Source organism: Flavobacterium sp. LAR06, from assembly GCF_041946075.1.
Taxonomy (GTDB): Bacteria; Bacteroidota; Bacteroidia; order Flavobacteriales; family Flavobacteriaceae; genus Flavobacterium.
This window is the reverse complement of the sequence record NZ_JAUTYT010000020.1, coordinates 22,267-42,288: the sequence shown is the minus strand read 5'-3', so window position 1 is coordinate 42,288 and position 20,022 is coordinate 22,267. Positions and strand designations below refer to the sequence as shown.

At 31.2% G+C, this 20,022-nt stretch carries 15 protein-coding genes; 9 read left to right on the top strand and 6 right to left on the bottom strand.

The features are described from left to right. Positions 1-32: 32 nt before the first annotated feature. The 9 genes from wecC (at position 33) to Q7C23_RS21565 (ending at position 12,585) form a co-directional block, all read left to right on the top strand. Entirely contained in the window at positions 33-1,265 is a 1,233-nt protein-coding gene (wecC, locus tag Q7C23_RS21605; RefSeq protein WP_375034451.1) for a UDP-N-acetyl-D-mannosamine dehydrogenase, read from the top strand. Positions 1,266-1,382: 117 nt separating this feature from the next. Continuing rightward, positions 1,383-3,842: a nitroreductase family protein gene (locus Q7C23_RS21600; protein ID WP_375034450.1), complete on the top strand. Its 2,460-nt coding sequence runs from the start codon at positions 1,383-1,385 to the stop codon at positions 3,840-3,842. A gap of 60 nt (positions 3,843-3,902) precedes the next feature. Then, positions 3,903-5,042 carry a polysaccharide pyruvyl transferase family protein gene (locus tag Q7C23_RS21595; protein ID WP_375034449.1) on the top strand — a complete coding sequence of 380 codons (1,140 nt, stop codon included), beginning with the start codon at positions 3,903-3,905 and terminating at the stop codon, positions 5,040-5,042. After that, positions 5,043-6,017 carry a glycosyltransferase family 2 protein gene (locus Q7C23_RS21590; RefSeq protein WP_375034448.1) on the top strand — a complete coding sequence of 325 codons (975 nt, stop codon included), beginning with the start codon at positions 5,043-5,045 and terminating at the stop codon, positions 6,015-6,017. It abuts the gene before it with no gap. Between the two features lie 215 nt (positions 6,018-6,232). Further along, positions 6,233-7,450 (top strand): hypothetical protein, encoded by a 1,218-nt coding sequence (locus tag Q7C23_RS21585; RefSeq protein WP_375034447.1) that lies wholly within the window; start codon positions 6,233-6,235, stop codon positions 7,448-7,450. Between the two features lie 87 nt (positions 7,451-7,537). Continuing rightward, the gene (locus Q7C23_RS21580) at positions 7,538-8,605 is read left to right on the top strand and encodes a glycosyltransferase family 4 protein (RefSeq protein WP_375034446.1); all 1,068 of its coding nucleotides are present in this window, start codon (positions 7,538-7,540) and stop codon (positions 8,603-8,605) included. 66 nt (positions 8,606-8,671) lie between these two features. Then, positions 8,672-9,370 carry a WecB/TagA/CpsF family glycosyltransferase gene (locus Q7C23_RS21575; protein ID WP_375034445.1) on the top strand — a complete coding sequence of 233 codons (699 nt, stop codon included), beginning with the start codon at positions 8,672-8,674 and terminating at the stop codon, positions 9,368-9,370. Positions 9,371-9,413: 43 nt separating this feature from the next. Further along, positions 9,414-10,178, top strand: coding sequence for a polysaccharide biosynthesis/export family protein (locus tag Q7C23_RS21570; RefSeq protein ID WP_375034444.1), 765 nt, complete (start codon positions 9,414-9,416; stop codon positions 10,176-10,178). A gap of 7 nt (positions 10,179-10,185) precedes the next feature. Further along, positions 10,186-12,585 carry a polysaccharide biosynthesis tyrosine autokinase gene (locus Q7C23_RS21565; protein ID WP_375034443.1) on the top strand — a complete coding sequence of 800 codons (2,400 nt, stop codon included), beginning with the start codon at positions 10,186-10,188 and terminating at the stop codon, positions 12,583-12,585. A 993-nt stretch (positions 12,586-13,578) separates the two neighbouring features. Here the strand turns inward: Q7C23_RS21565 and Q7C23_RS21560 are convergent. From Q7C23_RS21560 to Q7C23_RS21535, 6 genes are all read right to left on the bottom strand, one after another. Then, the gene (locus Q7C23_RS21560) at positions 13,579-14,502 is read right to left on the bottom strand and encodes an alpha/beta hydrolase (RefSeq protein WP_375034442.1); all 924 of its coding nucleotides are present in this window, start codon (positions 14,500-14,502) and stop codon (positions 13,579-13,581) included. 425 nt (positions 14,503-14,927) lie between these two features. Next, positions 14,928-15,422, bottom strand: coding sequence for a CAP domain-containing protein (locus tag Q7C23_RS21555; protein ID WP_375034441.1), 495 nt, complete (start codon positions 15,420-15,422; stop codon positions 14,928-14,930). 345 nt (positions 15,423-15,767) lie between these two features. Continuing rightward, complete coding sequence (locus Q7C23_RS21550; protein WP_375034440.1) at positions 15,768-16,901, bottom strand: DcaP family trimeric outer membrane transporter; 1,134 nt, start codon at positions 16,899-16,901, stop codon at positions 15,768-15,770. 5 nt (positions 16,902-16,906) lie between these two features. Next, entirely contained in the window at positions 16,907-17,797 is an 891-nt protein-coding gene (locus Q7C23_RS21545) for a carbonic anhydrase (protein WP_375034439.1), read from the bottom strand. Positions 17,798-19,156: 1,359 nt separating this feature from the next. Continuing rightward, positions 19,157-19,366 (bottom strand): hypothetical protein, encoded by a 210-nt coding sequence (locus Q7C23_RS21540; RefSeq protein WP_375034438.1) that lies wholly within the window; start codon positions 19,364-19,366, stop codon positions 19,157-19,159. A gap of 17 nt (positions 19,367-19,383) precedes the next feature. Beyond that, a complete protein-coding gene (locus Q7C23_RS21535; RefSeq protein ID WP_375034437.1) occupies positions 19,384-19,524 on the bottom strand; it encodes a hypothetical protein in 141 nt (46 codons plus the stop codon). Positions 19,525-20,022: the final 498 nt, after the last annotated feature.

Sequence of the window (20,022 nt, the reverse complement as noted above, 5' to 3'; positions counted from 1 at the left end):
AATAAAAATGTATTTAAAGAAAAATAACATAGATGAATCAACTAGAAGTTAGATATCCCCCTAAAGTTGTAACGATAGGTCTGGGGTATATAGGTTTACCAACCGCTGCATTAATAGCATCACAAAAAATCAATGTCTTGGGTGTAGATGTTAATCCAATAATTGTCAATACTGTAAATAAAGGCAAAATTCATATTGTAGAACCCGACCTGGATACCGCGGTTGCTCATGTTGTAAAAAATGGATTTCTTAAGGCTTCAACAACTATGGCAGAGGCAAGCATATATTTAGTGGTAGTTCCTACACCTTTTAAAGATAGAAATGAACCGGATATTTCCTTTATTGAGATTGCTACAAATAATATAATTCCTTTTCTGAAAAAGGGAGACATATATGTTATTGAGTCCACATCACCAATTGGGACAACCGAAAAAATGAGGGATTTAATTTATAGCCAGAGACCAGAATTAGATGGGCATATCTATATTGCTTACTGTCCTGAACGCGTATTACCGGGAAATATAATGCATGAATTAGTGCACAATGATAGAGTTATTGGGGGTATAGATCGAAAGTCAACAGCAAAAGTCATCGCCTTTTATTCACTATTTGTCAAGGGAAAATTACATTCAACTAATGCCAGAACAGCTGAAATGTGCAAATTAGTTGAAAATTCATCACGTGATGTGCAAATTGCTTTTGCAAATGAATTGTCATTGATTTGTGATAAAGCTGATATAAATGTGTGGGAATTAATAGCATTGGCAAATGAGCATCCACGGGTAAATATTTTACAGCCAGGGTCGGGAGTAGGAGGCCATTGTATTGCAGTTGATCCTTATTTTCTAGTATCCGAATATCCGCTGGAATCAAAAATAATAAATACGGCCCGACAGATTAATAATTTTAAATCTTTTTGGTGTGCGGAGAAAATCCAATCTACTAAATTAGAATTTGAATTAAAGTACGGAAGAAAAGCCAGTATTGCATTTATGGGGCTAGCATTTAAACCCAATATAAATGATTTGAGAGAATCGCCAGCTAAGTATATTGTGCAAAAGGTATTGCAAAATGATAATAATGGACAATATTTTATTGTAGAGCCAAATATTATGGAACACAATATTTTTAAACTTACCAACTATAAGGAAGCAGTTTCTCTGGCAGATATAATTGTATTTCTGGTAGATCATAGGGAGTTTAAGGGAATTGAAATAGTAAAGGATAAAGTGGTTTTGGATTTTTGTGGGACCTTAAAAGGTTAAGGCATAAAAAGCGAAGGCATAAAAACAAATAACCAGAATAAAATTAAAACTTACACATTGAATTCAAGGGTAATAGCAAGAAACACTGTATTCCTTTATATAAGAATGTTTTTCACAATGGGAATTATTCTTTATACTTCCAGAGTAATTTTACATACACTAGGGGTTAAAGATTACGGAGTTTATAGTATTGTAGGGGGAGTTATAACTTTGTTTAGTTTTTTTAATAGTGCAATGACTTCTGCTACACAGCGATTTTTATCGTTTGATATAGGCAGAAATGATGCAGAGCAACTAAAAAAAACTTTCAATGCAACATTGAATATACATTTACTTATTGGTGTTTTAATTTTACTATTGGCAGAGACTTTGGGAGTATGGTTTATTAATAATAAGATTAATTTACCCCTGGAGAGAGTCATAAGCGCCAACTGGGTTTATCATTTTTCTGTATTTACTTTTTTTATAGGTATTATACAAGTCCCTTATGATGCATTACTTGTTGGTCGGGAAAAAATGCAGATTTATGCTATAATGAGTTTTATGGAAGTTGTTTTAAAATTAATAATAGCTTATTTATTGGTTTTATTTTCATATGATAAATTGATATTGTATAGCGGTTTACTTTTTTTTGTGGCTTTCATCACAAGTATCATTCATATAAGTTATTGCAAAAAAAAATATTTGGAAACAAAGTATGAGTTTTATTTTGAGAAGGATTTATATGAAAAATTAATTACTTATTCCGGTTGGAGCTTATTTGGAAGTATTGCAGCAGTGGCAAGGGGACAGGGCATAAATATTATTCTTAATCTGTTTTTTGGAACGGCCGTAAATGCCGCTTATGGGATTACACTCCAGGTACAAAGCGCCGTTGGGCAATTTGTTTCAAATTTTCAGCTGGCAGTGAATCCGCAAATTATTAAAAATTATGCGCAGGGTAATATTGAACAGAGTAAAAGACTAATTTTTCAGAGTGCAAAGTTCTCTTATTTTTTGATCTTTATCATCGCTTTACCTGTCATATATAATATAGATTATATCCTGAAGATGTGGCTAGAGAACCCTCCTCCATATACATCAATGTTTGTAGTACTCTCATTGGTTGGCCTGTTAATTGATTGTATTTCCGGACCACTAATGACAGGTTCCCAGGCAGCCGGTAATATCAAGTGGTATCAAATTGTTATCGGATCGCTAGTGTTTCTTTGCCTGCCAATGGCCTATTTTTTTCTTAAGATATTCAAGCAACCCGCTAGTGTATTTTATGTGATAATTTGTATTAACATCGTCTCTCTGATTTTTCGTTTATTTTTTCTGAAAAACGTATTGAATTTTAATATTTCTTTTTTCTTAAAAAGTGTCCTTTTTAAAATTATAAGAGTTACTGTGCTAGTTAATATATCATCAATTATTTTTTTTCACTTTCTATGCAATGAAAATCTGTTAATGCTATTCATTATAAAGTCTGGCTTTTTAATTAGTGTAAGCGTTTTATCAATTTATGCGGTAGGTTTAGAAAAACAAGAAGTACTCATATTATTAAATATATATATACATACAATGAAAATCTTAAGAAAAATAATAAAGCAAATATTTGGAATCAATATTATTTTATATATCATTAATTTTAAGGATTTGCTATTGAATTTTATTATTGATTGCCGATTGTATTATAATCATTCGAATGTTTTTAAAATCGAAAATTTCAATAAAAAAGAAGCTAAGGTCATTTTAAATTATCATTCAATTGAAAAAGGATTTTTGTATAAAAATCGTAAGGCTCGTTTTGCCCAGGAAAGAGTTAAGAATTTGCATATATTCTTACATGATAAAATGATAATTGAGAAATCCAGTTTAACTCAGATACGGGTTGCTTATCAAATAATGTGTGAGTATTATGAATTACATATAAAACTACAGGAAAATATTCTGGACTATTTTAATTCAAATCAATATTGCTTCTATAAAAAAATATTGTTGACTAACTATAATGAATCTTTCAGTAGCACCATAAGCTATAATAATGATGAATTTTACAGGTTTAATGAGAATAATTTTTTCGATTTTTCCTCTTCAAGAAGGAGTGTGAGAGATTTCACCGGAGAACTTATAGATTTAAAAGTAATTGAAAAAGCAATCTCTTTAGCGTTAACGGCTCCGTCGGTTTGTAACAGACAAACTTCTAAGGTTTATTTACTTGAAGACCAGGTTAAAATTGATAAGGTACTGACTATTCAGAATGGCTTCACGGGGCATACAAAAAATGTACGACAATTATTAATAGTTACAGCAAACAGAAATTATTTTTTTTCAGTAGGGGAACGAAATCAATTTTATATAGATGGTGGTATTTTTTTAATGAATTTGCTATACTCACTGCATTATTATCGCATTGCACATTGTCCTGCTAACTGGGGGAAAACATTTAAAGCGGAGAATAAACTTTTTAAAATTATAAAAATTCAAAAATCAGAAAAAATTATTTGTATGATTCCTATTGGTATAGCAGCAGCGAATTTTAATGTGACATTATCTCAAAGAAGAGATTTTAATGAAATTTTTGAAAGAATATAGAATTTAGGGAGTTCCTTTTACAATTGGATATAATTAACAACAATAATAATGTTTATTACTATGAAACTTGGAATACTGACTCAGCCTTTGCTTAATAATTATGGGGGAATATTACAAGCTTTTGCCTTACAACAAAAGTTAAAAGATTTAGGACACAATCCTTTCATAATAAATAGAATGTATCCGAAACCCGGAGTAAAAGCTAAATTTAAAACAGCAGTAAAAAATATTTTTTATAGGTATATATCAACTACAAAAGTTGTTCAGTTACCTCTGGATGGGAAAGAATACAATCGAATTTATAGTAGAATATGTGATTTTAAATCTAAATATATTTTTCCAATTACAAATGAAATATATGATACCGACAGCATGATTAAATTGAAATCTTTTGGTTTTAAGGCATTTGTCGTAGGAAGTGATCAGGTTTGGAGACAGGCATATTCTCCCTGTATAACGAATTATTTTTTAGATTTTGCACTTTCATTTAAGGATGTGAAAAAAATTTCTTATGCAGCCTCTTTCGGTACCTCGAACTGGGATGTTGATAAAAATAAGACGAAATTAATTTCAAAACTTGCCGGTAATTTTAACGCTATCTCTGTAAGAGAAGCTTCTGGCATTAATTTATGCAAGGAATATTTAAATGTCGATGCGATCCAGGTTTTAGATCCAACTATGTTATTAGATGTAAAGGTTTATAAACAGCTTATATTGAAGGAGGGGGAGCAAACTAGCGATGGCTCATTGATGTCATATTTTTTAGATGATTCAAAAATTAAAAGCAATTATATAGAAGAATTAAGTCAAAAAATTAACCTTGTTCATTTTTCGATACTACCCAAAACAAGATCTGGCAAAAGGGCGAGACAGACTATAAAAGAGGAAGTTTTTCCTTCTGTAACAAAGTGGCTTAAAGGTTTTTGTGATGCTGAATTTATAATTACAGATTCATTTCATGGTTGTGTGTTTTCAATTCTGTTTAATAAGCCTTTTATAGCTGTAGGAAATACAAAAAGAGGCGTTGCGAGATTTGAGTCCTTACTTGATAAATTTGATCTTAAGGAGAGACTTATATTAGATTTCGAGAAAATCAATTATGACTTGTCGATAAAAAAGATAGATTGGGATAAAGTGAATTTGATATTGGAAAAGGAAAGAGAAGAGTCAATTAAGTTTTTATCAGATAATCTTAAGTAAATGATTAGTATTATAGTTATCGGTAAAAATGAAGGATGGAGACTTGAAAAATGTTTAAAAAGTATCTCTGGTTTAATTGCCAGTAGTTCAATCGAATTTGAAGTGATTTATATGGATTCAAATTCTTCGGATAACAGCATCGAGGTAGCGTTAGTTTATCCGGAAATTAGAATATTTAAAATTGTTGGTTCATGTAATGCAGCAGTTGCAAGAAATGTCGGAGCAAATGAATCTAAAGGGGATGTCCTTTTTTTTGTTGATGGAGATATGGAGATCCAGTCAGATTTTTTTAATTACATTCTTAATGAAAAAAAACAATTAATATCAGAATATATAACAGGTCATATAGATGATTGTTTTTATGACAATGCAGGGACTTTTATCGGAAAATCACCCAGAACTTATATCAATTGTATTCCAACTGAAATACAGGAGCTAAAGCAAAATGGTGGTATTTATCTCATAACGAAAAAAAAGTGGGTTGAAGTAGGTGGGATGCGTACCAAATTTAAAATAAATGAAGATTTAGATTTAACGATTCGATTAAGGAAAATAAAAATAAAAATCGTAAGAATACCACATCTTATATGTTTACATCATACGATAGATTATAGAAATGAAATAAGAATGTGGAATATGATTCTCGCAGGTTATGGGCTTTATCCAGGCGTGATTTTTAGAGTTCATTTATTTGACGTTTATGTTGTCAAGAGGTTTGTTAGAGCAGATTACAGCGCAATTTTTTTAATGCTGGCATTACTTTTTTATAAGTCAGTCACTGTTTTGGTACTATACATATTGATTTTATTAAGCAGAGCACTAGTACATACGTTTACCATTAAAGCTGATATTAAAAAAATACGATATTTTATGGAGAGATTACTATATCAGTTCTTATTTGATATTTTAATCTGGATAGGCTTTTTTTTCTTTTTTCCGAAAAAAATCACATTTATGTATAAAAAAATTAGATGATACTCTAAAAAAAGGTAATGATGAATGTAGTGCACTTTATTGTAGTAGAGAATCCTTTAATGATACTTTGTTTTCTAGCTGTAATCCCCGTAATTATATGGTTCTTTAAACACTATAAGACAGACAGGGATATAATTTACGGAGTTTTGTTTTTTGTTGCGTTTTCAAGGGGATCCTTAGATCTAATGGGAGTATCACCATTGGTGTCTAAAATTATGATGGAGTTTCTGGTTTTACTATTGTTTTTTGATGTTTTTTTTTTAGAAAGAAAAAAAATATATAGATTCCCTTCCTTATGGTATTTATCTGGATTTATTTTTGTTTCTATTTCGTCCTGTGTTTTAAATAATTTGGAGGTAATTCAGCTTTTGCTTTTTTTTAGAGAGTATTTGCCGGCTATTGTGTTTTTTTATATTATAATTAATACTACTTTTTCAATAAGGCAGGTTAGCTTATTGACTAAGCTTATCGTCTATTTGTATGTTTCTCAGATATTTGCCGGATTAATAAAAGTTGTAGTACTGGGGAGTATTGCAGAGGAGTTTATTGGTACTATTTCTAATAGAGGTGGAAGTATCACTACAATAATTGCTCTTTTAGGAGGATCTTACTGTATATCGGGTTATTTCATAACTTCAAAAATAAAATATTTGTGGGGTGCTTTGGGCTTTATATTTTTTTCATTAACAGGTGGAAAAAGAGCTACAATTGCTTACTTTCCATTGATTTATATAGTTTCCCTTTATTTTTTAATGATTAAATTCAAAAAAGAAGGAATTAACGTCGGGAGAAAACTATTGGTGGCTGTAGTTTCGATTTGCATATTGTTTTATGTTTCTGCAAGGGTTATCCCATCACTAAATCCGGAAAATAAAATTTGGGGTACATTTGATTTTACTTATGTTATAGAATATTCTCAGGAATATAATTCCGGTGGATTTGTGCAAGAAAATATTGGAAGAGCTGAAGCGCCAGGTTATGTGGTAAAACTACTGTTATCCGGAGAGGAGTATAATGCCTTATTTGGATTTGGGGCTGGACATTTAGTGAAATCAGGCTTCAATATTGATGTAAGGGATAAAACCACTGATGAGATTACCGAATCTTTATACGGGGTTGGTTATGGCGCACGAACAGGATTTCTTCAAATGCTTTTGCAGATAGGATTTTTAGGTTTGTTTTTCTACACTTCCATATTTATTAATTTATTCAGAATAGTGGTTCAACACAAAAAAAAGGCAAATGATGGGCGGAACAAACATTTCTATCTTTTAAGCCTTTTGATTTTAATTATAGTACTCATTGATTATTATACCTATTCTTTTGAAACATCGATTTTAGGCGCTATTTCAATTTCTTATATGTGGTTCTTAGGAATTGTGTTTAGAAATAAGTTAGATGGAGTTCAATTGTATGACTTTAATAGATATTAATTATTTTAAATCTATTTTATTATTCGATCAAAATATGGTACTGCTGTTTTTTAAAGCTTTTTCAATTCTTATCTACAACTCAAATTTATGAAAAAAATGAAAAATATCATCTTAATTATTTCTCCCCATCCAAAACTTCTTGGTGGTGTTGTGAATCATTATATAGGTTTAAAAGATTTTTGGAGCAGTACTGTTACATACGAATTTTATGGAAAAAGAGAAAGCATTCCTGCCTTTCTTACGTTTTTTTATGATTTAATTAAGTATGCTGTAAAATTAATCTTTAATAGACCTGACGTCGTAATTATTAATCCTTCACTTAGGAGATATCAAATTATTAGAGATGGAATCTATTTATTGATAGCAAATGCTTTGGGTATAAAAGTCGTGACTTTTATTCATGGCTGGGATGAACAATATTATAAAGTTCTTACACGTCGCCCCGTACCTTTTAGGTGGGTTTATAATAAGTCTATTTTTATTTATGTATTAGCCTGCTCATTCAAAAAACAATTATTGGATATAGGAATCAGTACAACAATCTTACTGACCACTACTAAAGTGGACGATAAATTACTAAAAAACTTTGATATAAAAAAAAGAATTGGCGACATAAAAAACATTCTTTTTTTAGCAAGAATTGAGAAGGAAAAAGGAGTGCTAATTGCAATAGATGCATTTAGTATTTTAAAGGAAAAATACAATTGGCTAACGCTTACCATTGTTGGGTTTGGTAGTTATTTAGAGCAAGCAAAGCAATATGCTATTGATAAGCGTGTTAAAGATATTTGCTTTACAGGTGCACTCTATGGGATGGATGTAGCCAATGAATATTGTAAATCGGATATTTATATTTTACCTACTACACATGGTGAAGGAATGCCTACCTCTGTGTTGGAAGCATTGGTATTTGGTTTGCCGGTAATTACCAGACCGATTGGTGGGATAAATGATTTTTTCGATACAAAAAATATGGGGAGCTTAATTGATGATGAGTCACCAAATTCCTTTGCACGTGAGTTAGAGAGTTTTATTCTTAGTGCTAACAAGACAAGAAGGACAGCTTTATTTAATCATAAATATTCAGTTAATAGATTTTTAGCAAGTGCGGTAGCTAGCAATATTGAAGAGAATATTAAAACTTATTTAAAATAATATAGTCTTACATTAAATCCTGGCACAGGACAAATGACTCTACGTAAGGCTTAAATAATAAAAAAAATGAAATCAGGTTTCATAAATGGCATTAATATCTATACGCCAGAATCGAGAATCGAGCTTATAGAATATGCGATTTTTAATCGTAAGATTTTGGTTGCGGTAAATGCTGAAAAGATCCTTCACGCCACAAGCAAAAGTCGTTCAATTATAAACAAGAATGTCGGCTATCCTGACGGAATGGGCGCAGTATGGTCACTTCGTAAAAAAGGATATAAAAATGTTATGAAAATTCCAGGCTGTGAGCTTTGGTTGGACATAATTAAACATTATCATTCCAGCAAAACATTTTATTTGGTTGGTGGTGAAAAGGAAGTAATTGAAGCAACGGTTATGAAATTAAAGAAAGAATATAAGGGCATTGAGATTTTAAATTATAGAAACGGTTTTTTAAGAAATAACAATGAGAAGGAAAAGCTCATAAAAGATATAATTGAGAAACGTCCGGATGTAGTTTTTGTAGCGATGGGGTCTCCATTGCAGGAATTACTTATGGTGGAAATGCAGAAAAAACATCAGGCTACTTATCAAGGATTAGGAGGAAGTTTTGATGTATATACAGGTTATGTCCATAGAGCTCCTAAGTGGTGGGTGAGAAATAGTTTGGAATGGTGTCATCGATTATTATCTCAGCCTTTGCGAATAAAAAAACAAATTCATTTAATCCGATTCTTCATCTTATTGCGATTTAATAAGTTTTGAAATGGGCTTTTACAATTTCATTTATCTACAAAAAATAAAAATTATGAACAAATTTAGATACGCAATAGTACTCTTTATTCTTCTTTTAGAATCTTGTGCCTCCAAAAAAGATGTTTTGTATTTTCAGGATAGTATATTATATGAATCGGCCTCGGTTAAATATGTGAATTTTATGATACAACCTGGTGATATACTAAGTATTACAGTTGGGGCGAAAGTTCCTGAAACCGTTATCCCTTATAATATTCAGCAATTGGGCGGAAATAGTTTTTCAAATATTGAGACTATAAAATTGCAAGGTTATCTAGTATCGAATCAAGGGACGATAATATTCCCGGTATTAGGTACTATCACGGTAGTAAATAAAACTATTTCTATGCTTGAGCAGGAGTTAAAAAAGATATTGGAGTGCGGAGGTCATTTAATAGAACCAACGGTAAGTATTCGTCTTTTAAATGCAAAGGTAACCGTTTTGGGGGAAGTACATAAACCAGGGACTTACTCTTTTACGGAACAGCGTCTTACGGTACCTCAGGCTTTAGGATATGCAGGTGATTTGACTATCAATGGGAAAAGAAAAGATATTATATTAATCAGAGAGTCGGAAGGTGTGCGAACTATTAAACATATTGATCTTACTACAACTCAGTGGATCGATGATCCTGATTATAGCATCAGACAAAATGATATATTAATAATAAACCCAAATAATTCGAAGGTAAAAACCGCCGGCTATATAGGAAATGCAGCAACCATTTTGACGATTGCATCATTAATATTAAGTACTGTTATTTTGTTAACCCGATAATATTGACATGAGTAAGGATTCAAGAAAAAATAGTTTTGTAAATTATAACTATAACGAAAACGAAAGGACCCCTATAAATTTAATAGATTCGTTCAAAAAATATTTAGAGTATTGGCCTTGGTTTTTATATTCAATTATTATTTCTCTTATAATTGTATTTACATACTTACGTTATGCAGATGTCATATATGTAACGGAAGCTAAAGTTAAGCTGCTAGATGATAAAAAAAACGCTAATTTTTCCTTGGATATATCTAAAGTATTAAACAAATCAACAATCAATCTCGAAAATGAAATTGCTCTTTTTAAATCAAATCGTCTCTTGGAACAAGTTGTTCAAAATTTAAAATTAAATGTCGTTTACATTTCAAAAGCAAAAATAAATTCGAAGACAGATTTTAATCCTCCCTTTGTGATCAGTTATGCATTGCCAGAAGATAGCTTGTCTGGTATTTTAAAGTTTGATGTTAGCATCACCAAAACAGGATATACTATATTAAATAAAGAATCAGGAAAATCTTTACAAACGAAAGGATATTGTTTAAATACGGCTGTGCTTCATTTTCCGATTATAATTCAGCCCTCTGCTGATGTTGATATTAATTCATTTATAGATAGTAATTACGAAATAGTTTTAAAGCCAGTTGGAATGGCCGCACTTGAACTAAGCAACGACATACAGGTTACATCTATGAGAAAAGATAGTGATATTATTTCTTTGATTTTAAAAAGTTCTGACGGGAAGCATGCGCAGATTATTCTCAATAATTTAATTAAAGTGTTTGAAGAAGACGGAATTAAAGATATTCAACAAGTTTCGCGGAGAACTATTGATTTTGTAGACAATCGTTTTCTTTTTTTAAAAGAAGATCTAAATGCTATTGAGATAGAAAAAAAAGAATATAAAAAAAGCAATAATTTAAGTTTTATTCAAGAAGATGCCGGACTGAGTATAAAAACTAAATCCACCAACGAACAAACTCTCTTTGATGTGGAATCTCAATTGTTATTAGTGCAGCTTCTACGGGATAACCTCGACAGGGAAGTTGGTTTTGATCTTTTGCCTGCAGATATAGGGATTCAAAGTACGACTATTAATGAATTAATAGGGCTGTTTAATACAACAGTGCTCCAATATCAGAAAATGCTCCTGGGAGCAGGTGATAATAATCCAACTGTTCAAGTCCTGGTTAATTCCATTAAAAAGCAAAAAAAAAATATTGAGAATTCAGTAAAGGGTTTTAAACAACAATTAGAAACTTCTCGTAATCAGATAGAATTAGCTCAAAGAGTAGCAAATAATAATTTTTCTTCTTTGCCAGAAAAAGAAAAGGTGTTGAGACATATAGAGCGTCAGCAAAATCTTAAAGAAAATTTATATTTATTACTTCTTCAAAAAAGAGAGGAAGCTGCTATTAATCTTGCTGTTGTTACACCAAATACCAAAATCATAGATTATGCGATAACTAACAATGTCCCTATTTACCCTAAAACCACATTCCTCATTTTTATTGCTTTATTTTTAGGAGTAGTCTTTCCGTTTGTTATTTTATATTTTATTTTTCGATATGATGATAAGATATATAATGTAAATGATATTGAAAGTATTACTCATGAAATTCCTGTTATAGGAGAAGTGCCAACATCAGAAAATAAAGAAGAAAATATTGAAACCAATTTAGAAATTGTTGAGGCTTTTAGAACATTAGCTCACAATGCTGAATTTATAACTCCATATAATGAATTAATTCCTCCATTTAACGAAAACAATAAATTAGGAAAAATCTTTTTTGTCACTTCATCTATTAAAGGGGAGGGAAAAACGTTTGTTTCTTATAATTTAGCAGTGGCCCTAGGCCAGTTAGGCAAAAAAATACTACTTGTTGGTACTGATTTAAGAAATCCCCAATTACATAAGCATCTAGACCAGGTTAAGAACAATAAGGGACTTTCCAATTATTTGCATAATGTTTCTTTACGTTGGCAAGATTTAATATGTAAAAATAATACAAAAGAGTTCTCTTTTGATGTTTTATTGTCTGGAGATATTCCGCCTAACCCAATCCTTTTATTATCTAATCGGAAATTTAATATGTTTATAAATGAAGCGAAGGAAGTCTACGACATTATTATCTTTGATACACCACCAACATTATTAGTGTCAGACGCCCTGATTATTTCCAAATATGCCGATACTACGCTATATGTAGTGCGTTCAGGGATGACAGAAAAAAAATTATTATCTTATTCCAAAAAACTTAATGATGAGAAGAAACTCAAAAATATGGGATATGTGATTAATGATATTAATATGACTAACGGTTATAATTGGGGGTATAATTATGGTTATGGCAGATTTGTTGAAAAAAAAAATCTATATAAACGTTTATTTAAAAGTCGGAGATAGATTATTGTTTTAAAAAAGTTTCAACACACAAACGGAGGTAGCTAATGGAGTCTTTTTAAGAAAAATACAGCTATAATTAAATTATTTTTATGTGAGTTAAAAACTTATCTGATTTAAGTATTTCAGCTTAAAAAATAAAAAATTTGCTAGGTTATCTCATACTATGGACAGAAAAGCACAAATTTACCACCACATTTTTAAAGTAATGCAAATGGTGGGCAGAAGATCGATATTCGCAAAACGATCTTGCTTTAGTCGTTACTCAATGAAAGGAGAAAAATTTATAAGATGTAAGGACTCTCAAAGATGTTGCTTTATACAGCAAAAGCACCACATTGTAACGGTTAGTCGGTTGTTCTAATATTAGGTAACGCATTTTCAATTGTTTAGTGTTATAAACAAAAATGAATTTGCATTCTGCGTGGATAAAGATTCTTGAAAAGAATTTAAATCGACTTAGCTTTTCTTTTTGTCTCCAAGTGATAAATAGGCTTGCCGAGATTCTTTCAATAATAAAGCCCGTTATTAGTTGTCATAGTTGGCAATTGTTTCGTACTATACTTCTTAATATTATTGTCTGAAAAATTGTGTTATTGTTTAATGCACAGTAAATAAAGTTGATTGTACCGTACCGAACTAAGGGAATTCTATACCAATAGGTGAGGACTTGTTTATTCAAAACAGAGATTTTAAGGAATTTATTATCTTGAAATTATGAACTCAGCCACAAAACTAAAACATATAAGAAAAAAAGATAAGTCGAATTAGCAAACCTAAGGCAATGAAGCAGGAAGCTTTAGCGATAGGGATGGACCTATGTTATAGGTAAAAATCAATTTGAGATTCTTTTAAAAGTATAAAAAATAGTTTTTGGGAATTTCGATATTAATAGTTAGTACATTCTAAAACTCGCTGAGGAAATAATACTGTAACTTCATTTGTTGATATTTTATATCCTTTCTCTAATCTATTGGTTTTATATAAAAAAAACTATTATTTTTTTAATAAAAACAAAAGAGGGATATCTAGTCTTTTTGCCCAAGCTAGTTCGGAATGATTTTCTCCCGGAAAAAATTTGGTCTCCCAGTTTTTGTTTGTAAATCCTTTCGCTTTCATCATCACATCTACTTTTTCTTGAAAAGTTTTATACGTAGCATCAAGGGTTTGGTCTCCATAATCAAAATAGATCTTATGGTTTCTTTGATTTGGTAAATTTGCCTTAAGATACCTCACAATGGCATCTGGTATAGGGTTGTTTTTGGTTGTAAAAGTACCAGGCCAATGTGTGGACAAACAAGCAGCACCTCCGAAAACCTTCGGATATTCGCATATAGCGTACAAGGAAATCAGCCCGCCCATGCTTGACCCGGCAATAAAAGTATTCTTCTGGTCGGACTTAGAGGAGAAGTTTTTATCAATAAATGGTTTTAATTCCTTTACCAGAAAATCGAGATATAAATCTGAATAGGGTTTGAATATTTCATTAACGCTACCAGTTGTTCGCAATTGCCTTGATATAGTGTCTTGTTGAACTCGGGTTAAACTTTTATAAGGTTTCTGCGGAAAATATTCAGAGTGACGCTTGATACCATTATTCCAAATACCTACTACGATAAATTTTTGAGTTTTGCTTTCCGCAATTAATTTTCCGGCCGTCTGGTCAACTCCCCAGGCCTGCTTGTTCCACGTGCTTTGCGCATCATATAATGCCTGTCCATCATTCATATATAAAACGGCATACTTTTCCTTGTTGGAATAACCATCCGGTAACCATATATCTATGTTTCGCTGGTCAATTAGTTGGGGTCGGAAATTTTCAATATGCTGTATTTTCCCAAAAGCGACCTTAACCTCCTGAGCATTGCAAAATAAGCCTGGAAGTCCTACAATGATTGATACGATTATATTTTTTTTCATTTTGATTTTTTAATTTAAAAACAAGATGTTTTTGAACAGCTTCAAGAATCTGGTTATTAGATTCTAATAAAACAAAAAAAACTTTTACGAAGCTTAAATTAAAGACAATAAAATAAGGGAAAAAGCCTTAAACTTCAAGTAAAGAATAAAAGTTAACAAACGTTATAATTTTATTTTCAACATAAAAAAAATAGCCGTAAAAAAAAAATATGACATTAATCCTAAACATACATCGTTTTTGATCCTTATCAAGTTTAGCTTTACTTTGGCATTATACCTATCCAATAGGTATTGATTTGTCACTCATATTTCAAAGATATTAGACTATCTGGGAATTTTACAGTTGCCTCTCTCAAAAAAAAACTGAACTTTTCATAATAGATTTCAAAGAATGTGATCGATTATTTAAAGCCTGAAATTTGAATTCAAATTTTAGCAAAAATGTTTGTATAATACTTTTTTCCGGTAATTGTATTTTCTCTTATTGAAATACCGAAATTAGTAAAGTCACCTTCGATATTTTTTTTATGTTCTGGACTCCGTAACCAAGCATCTAAAACACCTTGTGCTGTTTTATAATTATAGCCAATATTTTCACTAACTTTTGATGCATTTAAAACTTGAATGATATTCTGCGAACGGCTTGTAAAATTATTATGGTTAACAACATTATTTTCAATCATGTAAGTATTATGCTCCCCGGACTTAAATGAAATATGATTTATTACTTCTAATGGATTTAGTCCAATAGAAATTCTGTAATCATTTATCAACTGCATTGTCTCTAATTCGCATGTATTATAGGTATACTCTGTGATTTTAGATTCCAGGTTTTCATCTTCATTTAATTCATTGGAGCAAGAATTCATAGTATTTAAAATAAACATCATCAATACTATTTTGTACAAGAGCTTAGCCATATTACTAAAGATTTAATTTAACTTCATTTGAAGTAGCAAAGATCCTGTTCATGCACTTTTTATTCTACCTTTTCAGGACTATATAATATCGGGTTAGGTCTAAAATTTAATTTTTATTTATAATTTTTCAACTTATTAATCCTTTAGCGCTCTTTAAATATATCAATACTTTACTCAATGAGCCGTTAAATAAAAGATAAGCCGAATAACATGCCACTATAGCAAAAGCGACTGAGAATAGAATTTCTTCTATTCAACAATCGCTTGTCTTTAACATCTTAATAATTTATCGTCTACGCCTTCTTTCTCAAGTATAATTTAAAATATATGCGCTCCAGGCGGCAGCTAATTGAATGTATACTTTACACTAAATTGAATTCTGTTTGCCTTACCGGTTGAGTTGTCATTATCTTCCCGGGTACCATGCAAATACTCTATTCCTGTCAATGCATTTTTTATGAATTTCCATTGCAGGTCTACAGCTACATAATTTAGTTTATGTAAACTATTGGCGGCCTGACCCGCGGTATTATCCACTGCTCCCTGATTGTATACTGCACATGAAAATAATGAAGGTGACCAATCGTGCTGCAGACCTAGTGTAAATCCATGATCATCCAGGGCTTTAAGTTTACCAGTTTCATCTAATCCGGCAGATAGCCCACCTCTCATCCTGCCTAAACCCGGGCCTATTAATCCCTGATAAATAAATTTATCATTTTTTGAAAAGTTTATTTGACCTGAAAGATTAAAACCATATAATGCAATATCCTCTTTCCCTCCAGCGGTATAACGATAACGAAGTTTTGCTATAAAACCAGATAATTGAATATGCCCCCATTCCTTGCTCAATCTATAACGCGCGGTTAGATCTGGTAATGGACTTTCAAATGTACCTGGCTGTGAGGGTACCTGTGCTAGTGCACTGGGTTCTTCAATGGCTAATGAAAAATAAGAATTTTTAGAAATAGTAAACTTATAACGTAACATTGTATGTCTTGCAAATGCATATGCAGAAGGTTTTTCAAAGTCTAATGTATTTGGAATGATGGTTTCATCCATAAAATTTGACCAGGTTTGTCCAGCCAGCCATCCTCCAATTTCTACAAACGCATGACGTAATCTAAAGACACTACTCGTACCATAGAAATCTCCTTCAATGAAGGCTTTCAGTTCTCCTATTTTAGTTGGAACCCTAAAGTCTAAATTTATTCGGGATTCTTTTGCTAACATGTGAGTACTCTCTCCCTCTGAATTATCTGTCGGAATTTTTGAAACATCAAAAAAATCGGGCGATGCAATTGGATCAAAATCATGTATAAGGTCAAATTTCACATAACCGCCAACTTTAAATCGAGTTTCTGTTTGAGGTATTTTCCACCACCCAGGTTCTAATTCTGAAGTATCAGCAGCAGTTTGTGCTTTGATTGACTTCGATAGTACAAAAAACAGACATAAGTAAATATAAAAGTTCTTCATATTGCTTACCCTTTAGTAGTTCCTGAAAAATTATCCAAAGCTATTTTACGGTCATGTAATTTTTGAACTGGACGATTATTTTTGCCAAGTCGGGAAGAAAATGCTTTTATTTCTTGAGCTGTTAAGGATATCATATCTTCCATTATTACCCACTGAACATCCTCTGTACAAGGTGGTGTAGTCAAAGAACCGATATAATGATAAGCTGAAATATTTTTTGGAAAATGCGCTGTTAAATCTATTTTCGAATTTTTAACATCCTTTGATTCCCCCTTGGAATCTGGTAAATTCGTAATAATATTTTCGAAGTTTTTATTTTTTGTCTTTCCTTCCTTGACTAAAATACTCACAACTGCTAAGCTGCCATCCTCACTTTGATGCACCATATGCATTTCCATTGGTAAATGTTTTCCATCAATGGTATGCTCACTAGGCGTGTGAAAATGAAATTGTTTTAGATTATAAGCTTTTTGCCCAAAAGTAAAAACACTTCCGCCTTCAACCGTAACCTGAATGGTATGCCCGTTATCAACAATATTGTCCATATTATTGTTATGGGCAATGGTAAATGATTCAGAAGGAACATATGCAAAATTCAAATGGGCTCCTGTTTGTAATTTGGTTTTTTGTATGTCAATTGGAGATTGGCTGTGCCCGCTTCCACATGTTGCATACACAGGGCTTAGGCTACCCCATTTATCTGGGCCATTATCTTCGTAACCCCATTCCACCGGACGTGCACTTTTCGGCCCAACCGCAACCTGCGAAGTAGAGTCCAACGCTGTTTTATCTGTCGTGTCATTCTGTTCTTTGGCCTTTTTTTCACATGAAAAAAGTATTATGATAATACTTAATAATAAAAGTTTTGTAATAAAAATTGTTTTAGTTGTTCTCATATTTATTAGGTGTATTGGTTACCATTCAAACTAATTTTAAGAAATTCAATTTTTAAAACAACATGCATTCTTTCTTAGAATTAGGCAATTACAAAAGCATAAGGAGTAGGCTTAAAATAATTATATTGTTGATTGTTAGGCATGTATGAGGTCCTGAATGTAAAGCTATAAAAAAAAACAACACAAAAGTAAATAAGTGTTAATTTTGAATAAAATTAGTCTTACGATATAGGATACTTCGCAATAAGCCTTTCTGTAAACTTTAATTATATTTTTCAATGTTTAAAAAATGCTCAATATGCGGAGATGGGAGCTATTGGTTTCTGGACAAATTCTTTTAAGAATAATAACCATGGTTTTGTTTAAGAGAGGTGTATATCATCATGAACATCAATGAGCTTTAATCAATAGTGGCTTAGCGAAATTTTCAACAGACACAATCCATAAATGATTGGCTACATACACACGCCTTGAAACCTTTAGCTTATAAAGTTGAAAATGAATGTCGATTAATACTTATTGCCAGATCAAACAACCTTAAAAGAAGGAATTAATTTTTCACCAAATAAGATTGGTCATCATGCTTTTTTACTTGGTTCAAATTTCATATTAGCGATTATAATTAGATCAAAAAATAAACATATTCAAACATATTTTTCTGTCCGTAAAAACATTATGGCTTTGAAATTAAGATACTCAAATAAAAAAATCGAATTTATCCTGTCAATAAATATAATTGATCTATAACATTGATATATGATAAAAATATTGGGTTCTACCCAATTCTTATACTGCAAGGTCTTGAAAACTGCATGCCAAGATGTTTTTAGTTCGTCGCTCTTTGTACAGGGGCTATCGTTATACCAATATCGGTTTTATTTGCTGGTAAATCAATAATTTCTTTGGTTTTACAGTTTTTTTTAAATCACTCCATAGCCAAGAAGTAGTTGAAGTTCCAAAAGTGGTATATCGAATACTGTAAAGCTCTTTAATAAGCCATACTTAATGTTTTTTTATCTTTTTATCGATAATTATAACTTTAGAAGTGAGCTGTAGTCAGCTTCTTTAAATTCAATAATCTCGTCATTTGTAAATAGCACTCCACTGCTTACTTTGTTTGCAATCATTTTACATCCTGAAATAATCGTTAAATTCCCTGCTAAATCCCCTAAAGCATTTAAAATTTAAAAAGATTTCTGCAGTTCTTCTGGTCTTTCCACAGTTAGCGGATAGCCACTAGTATTAATAAATGTTGATTTGTTCATTTTTGATTTTTTTTAATGAATTGTTTAAGTCAAACTGTTTAAAATTTCTTGTTGCTTAAATATCGAAATCAAATTCCTGTTCGTCGATTGTTTCTTATTTTTGCACGTACTTTTCCCTAAAAGTATCAATTGTTTCTCTCAGCGCTTTGTATTCTTCGCTGTTATTATTCAGCTTGTACCTAATTCCGTTTTCTGTTTTCCAAATAGTATTGTTCAGATCCATTTCAATCCATAAAGTAATTGGAATCAGAAATTCCGAAACAGCCGATGTTGTTGTTTTGTCATTTTTTTTATTTAACAGCACGATCAATCTCTTATGGGTTATTGCTTTTTATTGTTTTTATTTAATTCTTGATATACTTCCTTATTGATTATATAAACCATATATGAAATAATAATTAATAACGGAATCGCTACAATTAATGATGTTGTTATTACGATTTCTATTGCGGAATCTGTCATTTTTTTTTTTTTTTTTTTATCATTCAAATGGATATTTTAACTTCACCACCCTCATCTTGTTCATTTAAGTTGTTAAATGCTTTTTAGTTTTCGATACCTGATCATGAAAAAAACACCCAAATTTGTACTTGGGTGTTCAAAAAAAATATCCTAAATAATGGCTGCTACTGCATAAGTAGTTTGGTGGCAAATATCAGTAAAGTAAAGTATTGTTTAATCTCAATAAAGACATTAAAATACTATATTAAGATATTTTTACGTCAAAAAGCGTGTAATCATACTTCAATATTATATTACACGCCTAATCCACTACTAAAAAAACAAACCTAAAGAAAAACCACTTACTTAGTGTTCTGCAAATTTAGAATACCATTGATATATTCAACTATTCAATCACGACATAAAAAATTGAAATAAAGACAAATTACAAGGTAGTTTAAATTCTGAACAAAAAAAGCGCCTAACGATCAACTGTCAGGCGCTTTTAACCAAAGAACA

Bases quoted from the DNA above. Each gene is read 5' to 3' on its own strand.
- wecC (WP_375034451.1), top strand. From the start codon at position 33: ATGAATCAACTAGAAGTTAGATATCCCCCTAAAGTTGTAACGATAGGT.
- Q7C23_RS21600 (WP_375034450.1), top strand. From the start codon at position 1,383: ATGGGAATTATTCTTTATACTTCCAGAGTAATTTTACATACACTAGGG.
- Q7C23_RS21595 (WP_375034449.1), top strand. From the start codon at position 3,903: ATGAAACTTGGAATACTGACTCAGCCTTTGCTTAATAATTATGGGGGA.
- Q7C23_RS21590 (WP_375034448.1), top strand. From the start codon at position 5,043: ATGATTAGTATTATAGTTATCGGTAAAAATGAAGGATGGAGACTTGAA.
- Q7C23_RS21585 (WP_375034447.1), top strand. From the start codon at position 6,233: ATGATGGAGTTTCTGGTTTTACTATTGTTTTTTGATGTTTTTTTTTTA.
- Q7C23_RS21580 (WP_375034446.1), top strand. From the start codon at position 7,538: ATGAAAAAAATGAAAAATATCATCTTAATTATTTCTCCCCATCCAAAA.
- Q7C23_RS21575 (WP_375034445.1), top strand. From the start codon at position 8,672: ATGAAATCAGGTTTCATAAATGGCATTAATATCTATACGCCAGAATCG.
- Q7C23_RS21570 (WP_375034444.1), top strand. From the start codon at position 9,414: ATGAACAAATTTAGATACGCAATAGTACTCTTTATTCTTCTTTTAGAA.
- Q7C23_RS21565 (WP_375034443.1), top strand. From the start codon at position 10,186: ATGAGTAAGGATTCAAGAAAAAATAGTTTTGTAAATTATAACTATAAC.
- Q7C23_RS21560 (WP_375034442.1), bottom strand. From the start codon at position 14,502: ATGAAAAAAAATATAATCGTATCAATCATTGTAGGACTTCCAGGCTTA.
- Q7C23_RS21555 (WP_375034441.1), bottom strand. From the start codon at position 15,422: ATGGCTAAGCTCTTGTACAAAATAGTATTGATGATGTTTATTTTAAAT.
- Q7C23_RS21550 (WP_375034440.1), bottom strand. From the start codon at position 16,901: ATGAAGAACTTTTATATTTACTTATGTCTGTTTTTTGTACTATCGAAG.
- Q7C23_RS21545 (WP_375034439.1), bottom strand. From the start codon at position 17,797: ATGAGAACAACTAAAACAATTTTTATTACAAAACTTTTATTATTAAGT.
- Q7C23_RS21535 (WP_375034437.1), bottom strand. From the start codon at position 19,524: ATGACAGATTCCGCAATAGAAATCGTAATAACAACATCATTAATTGTA.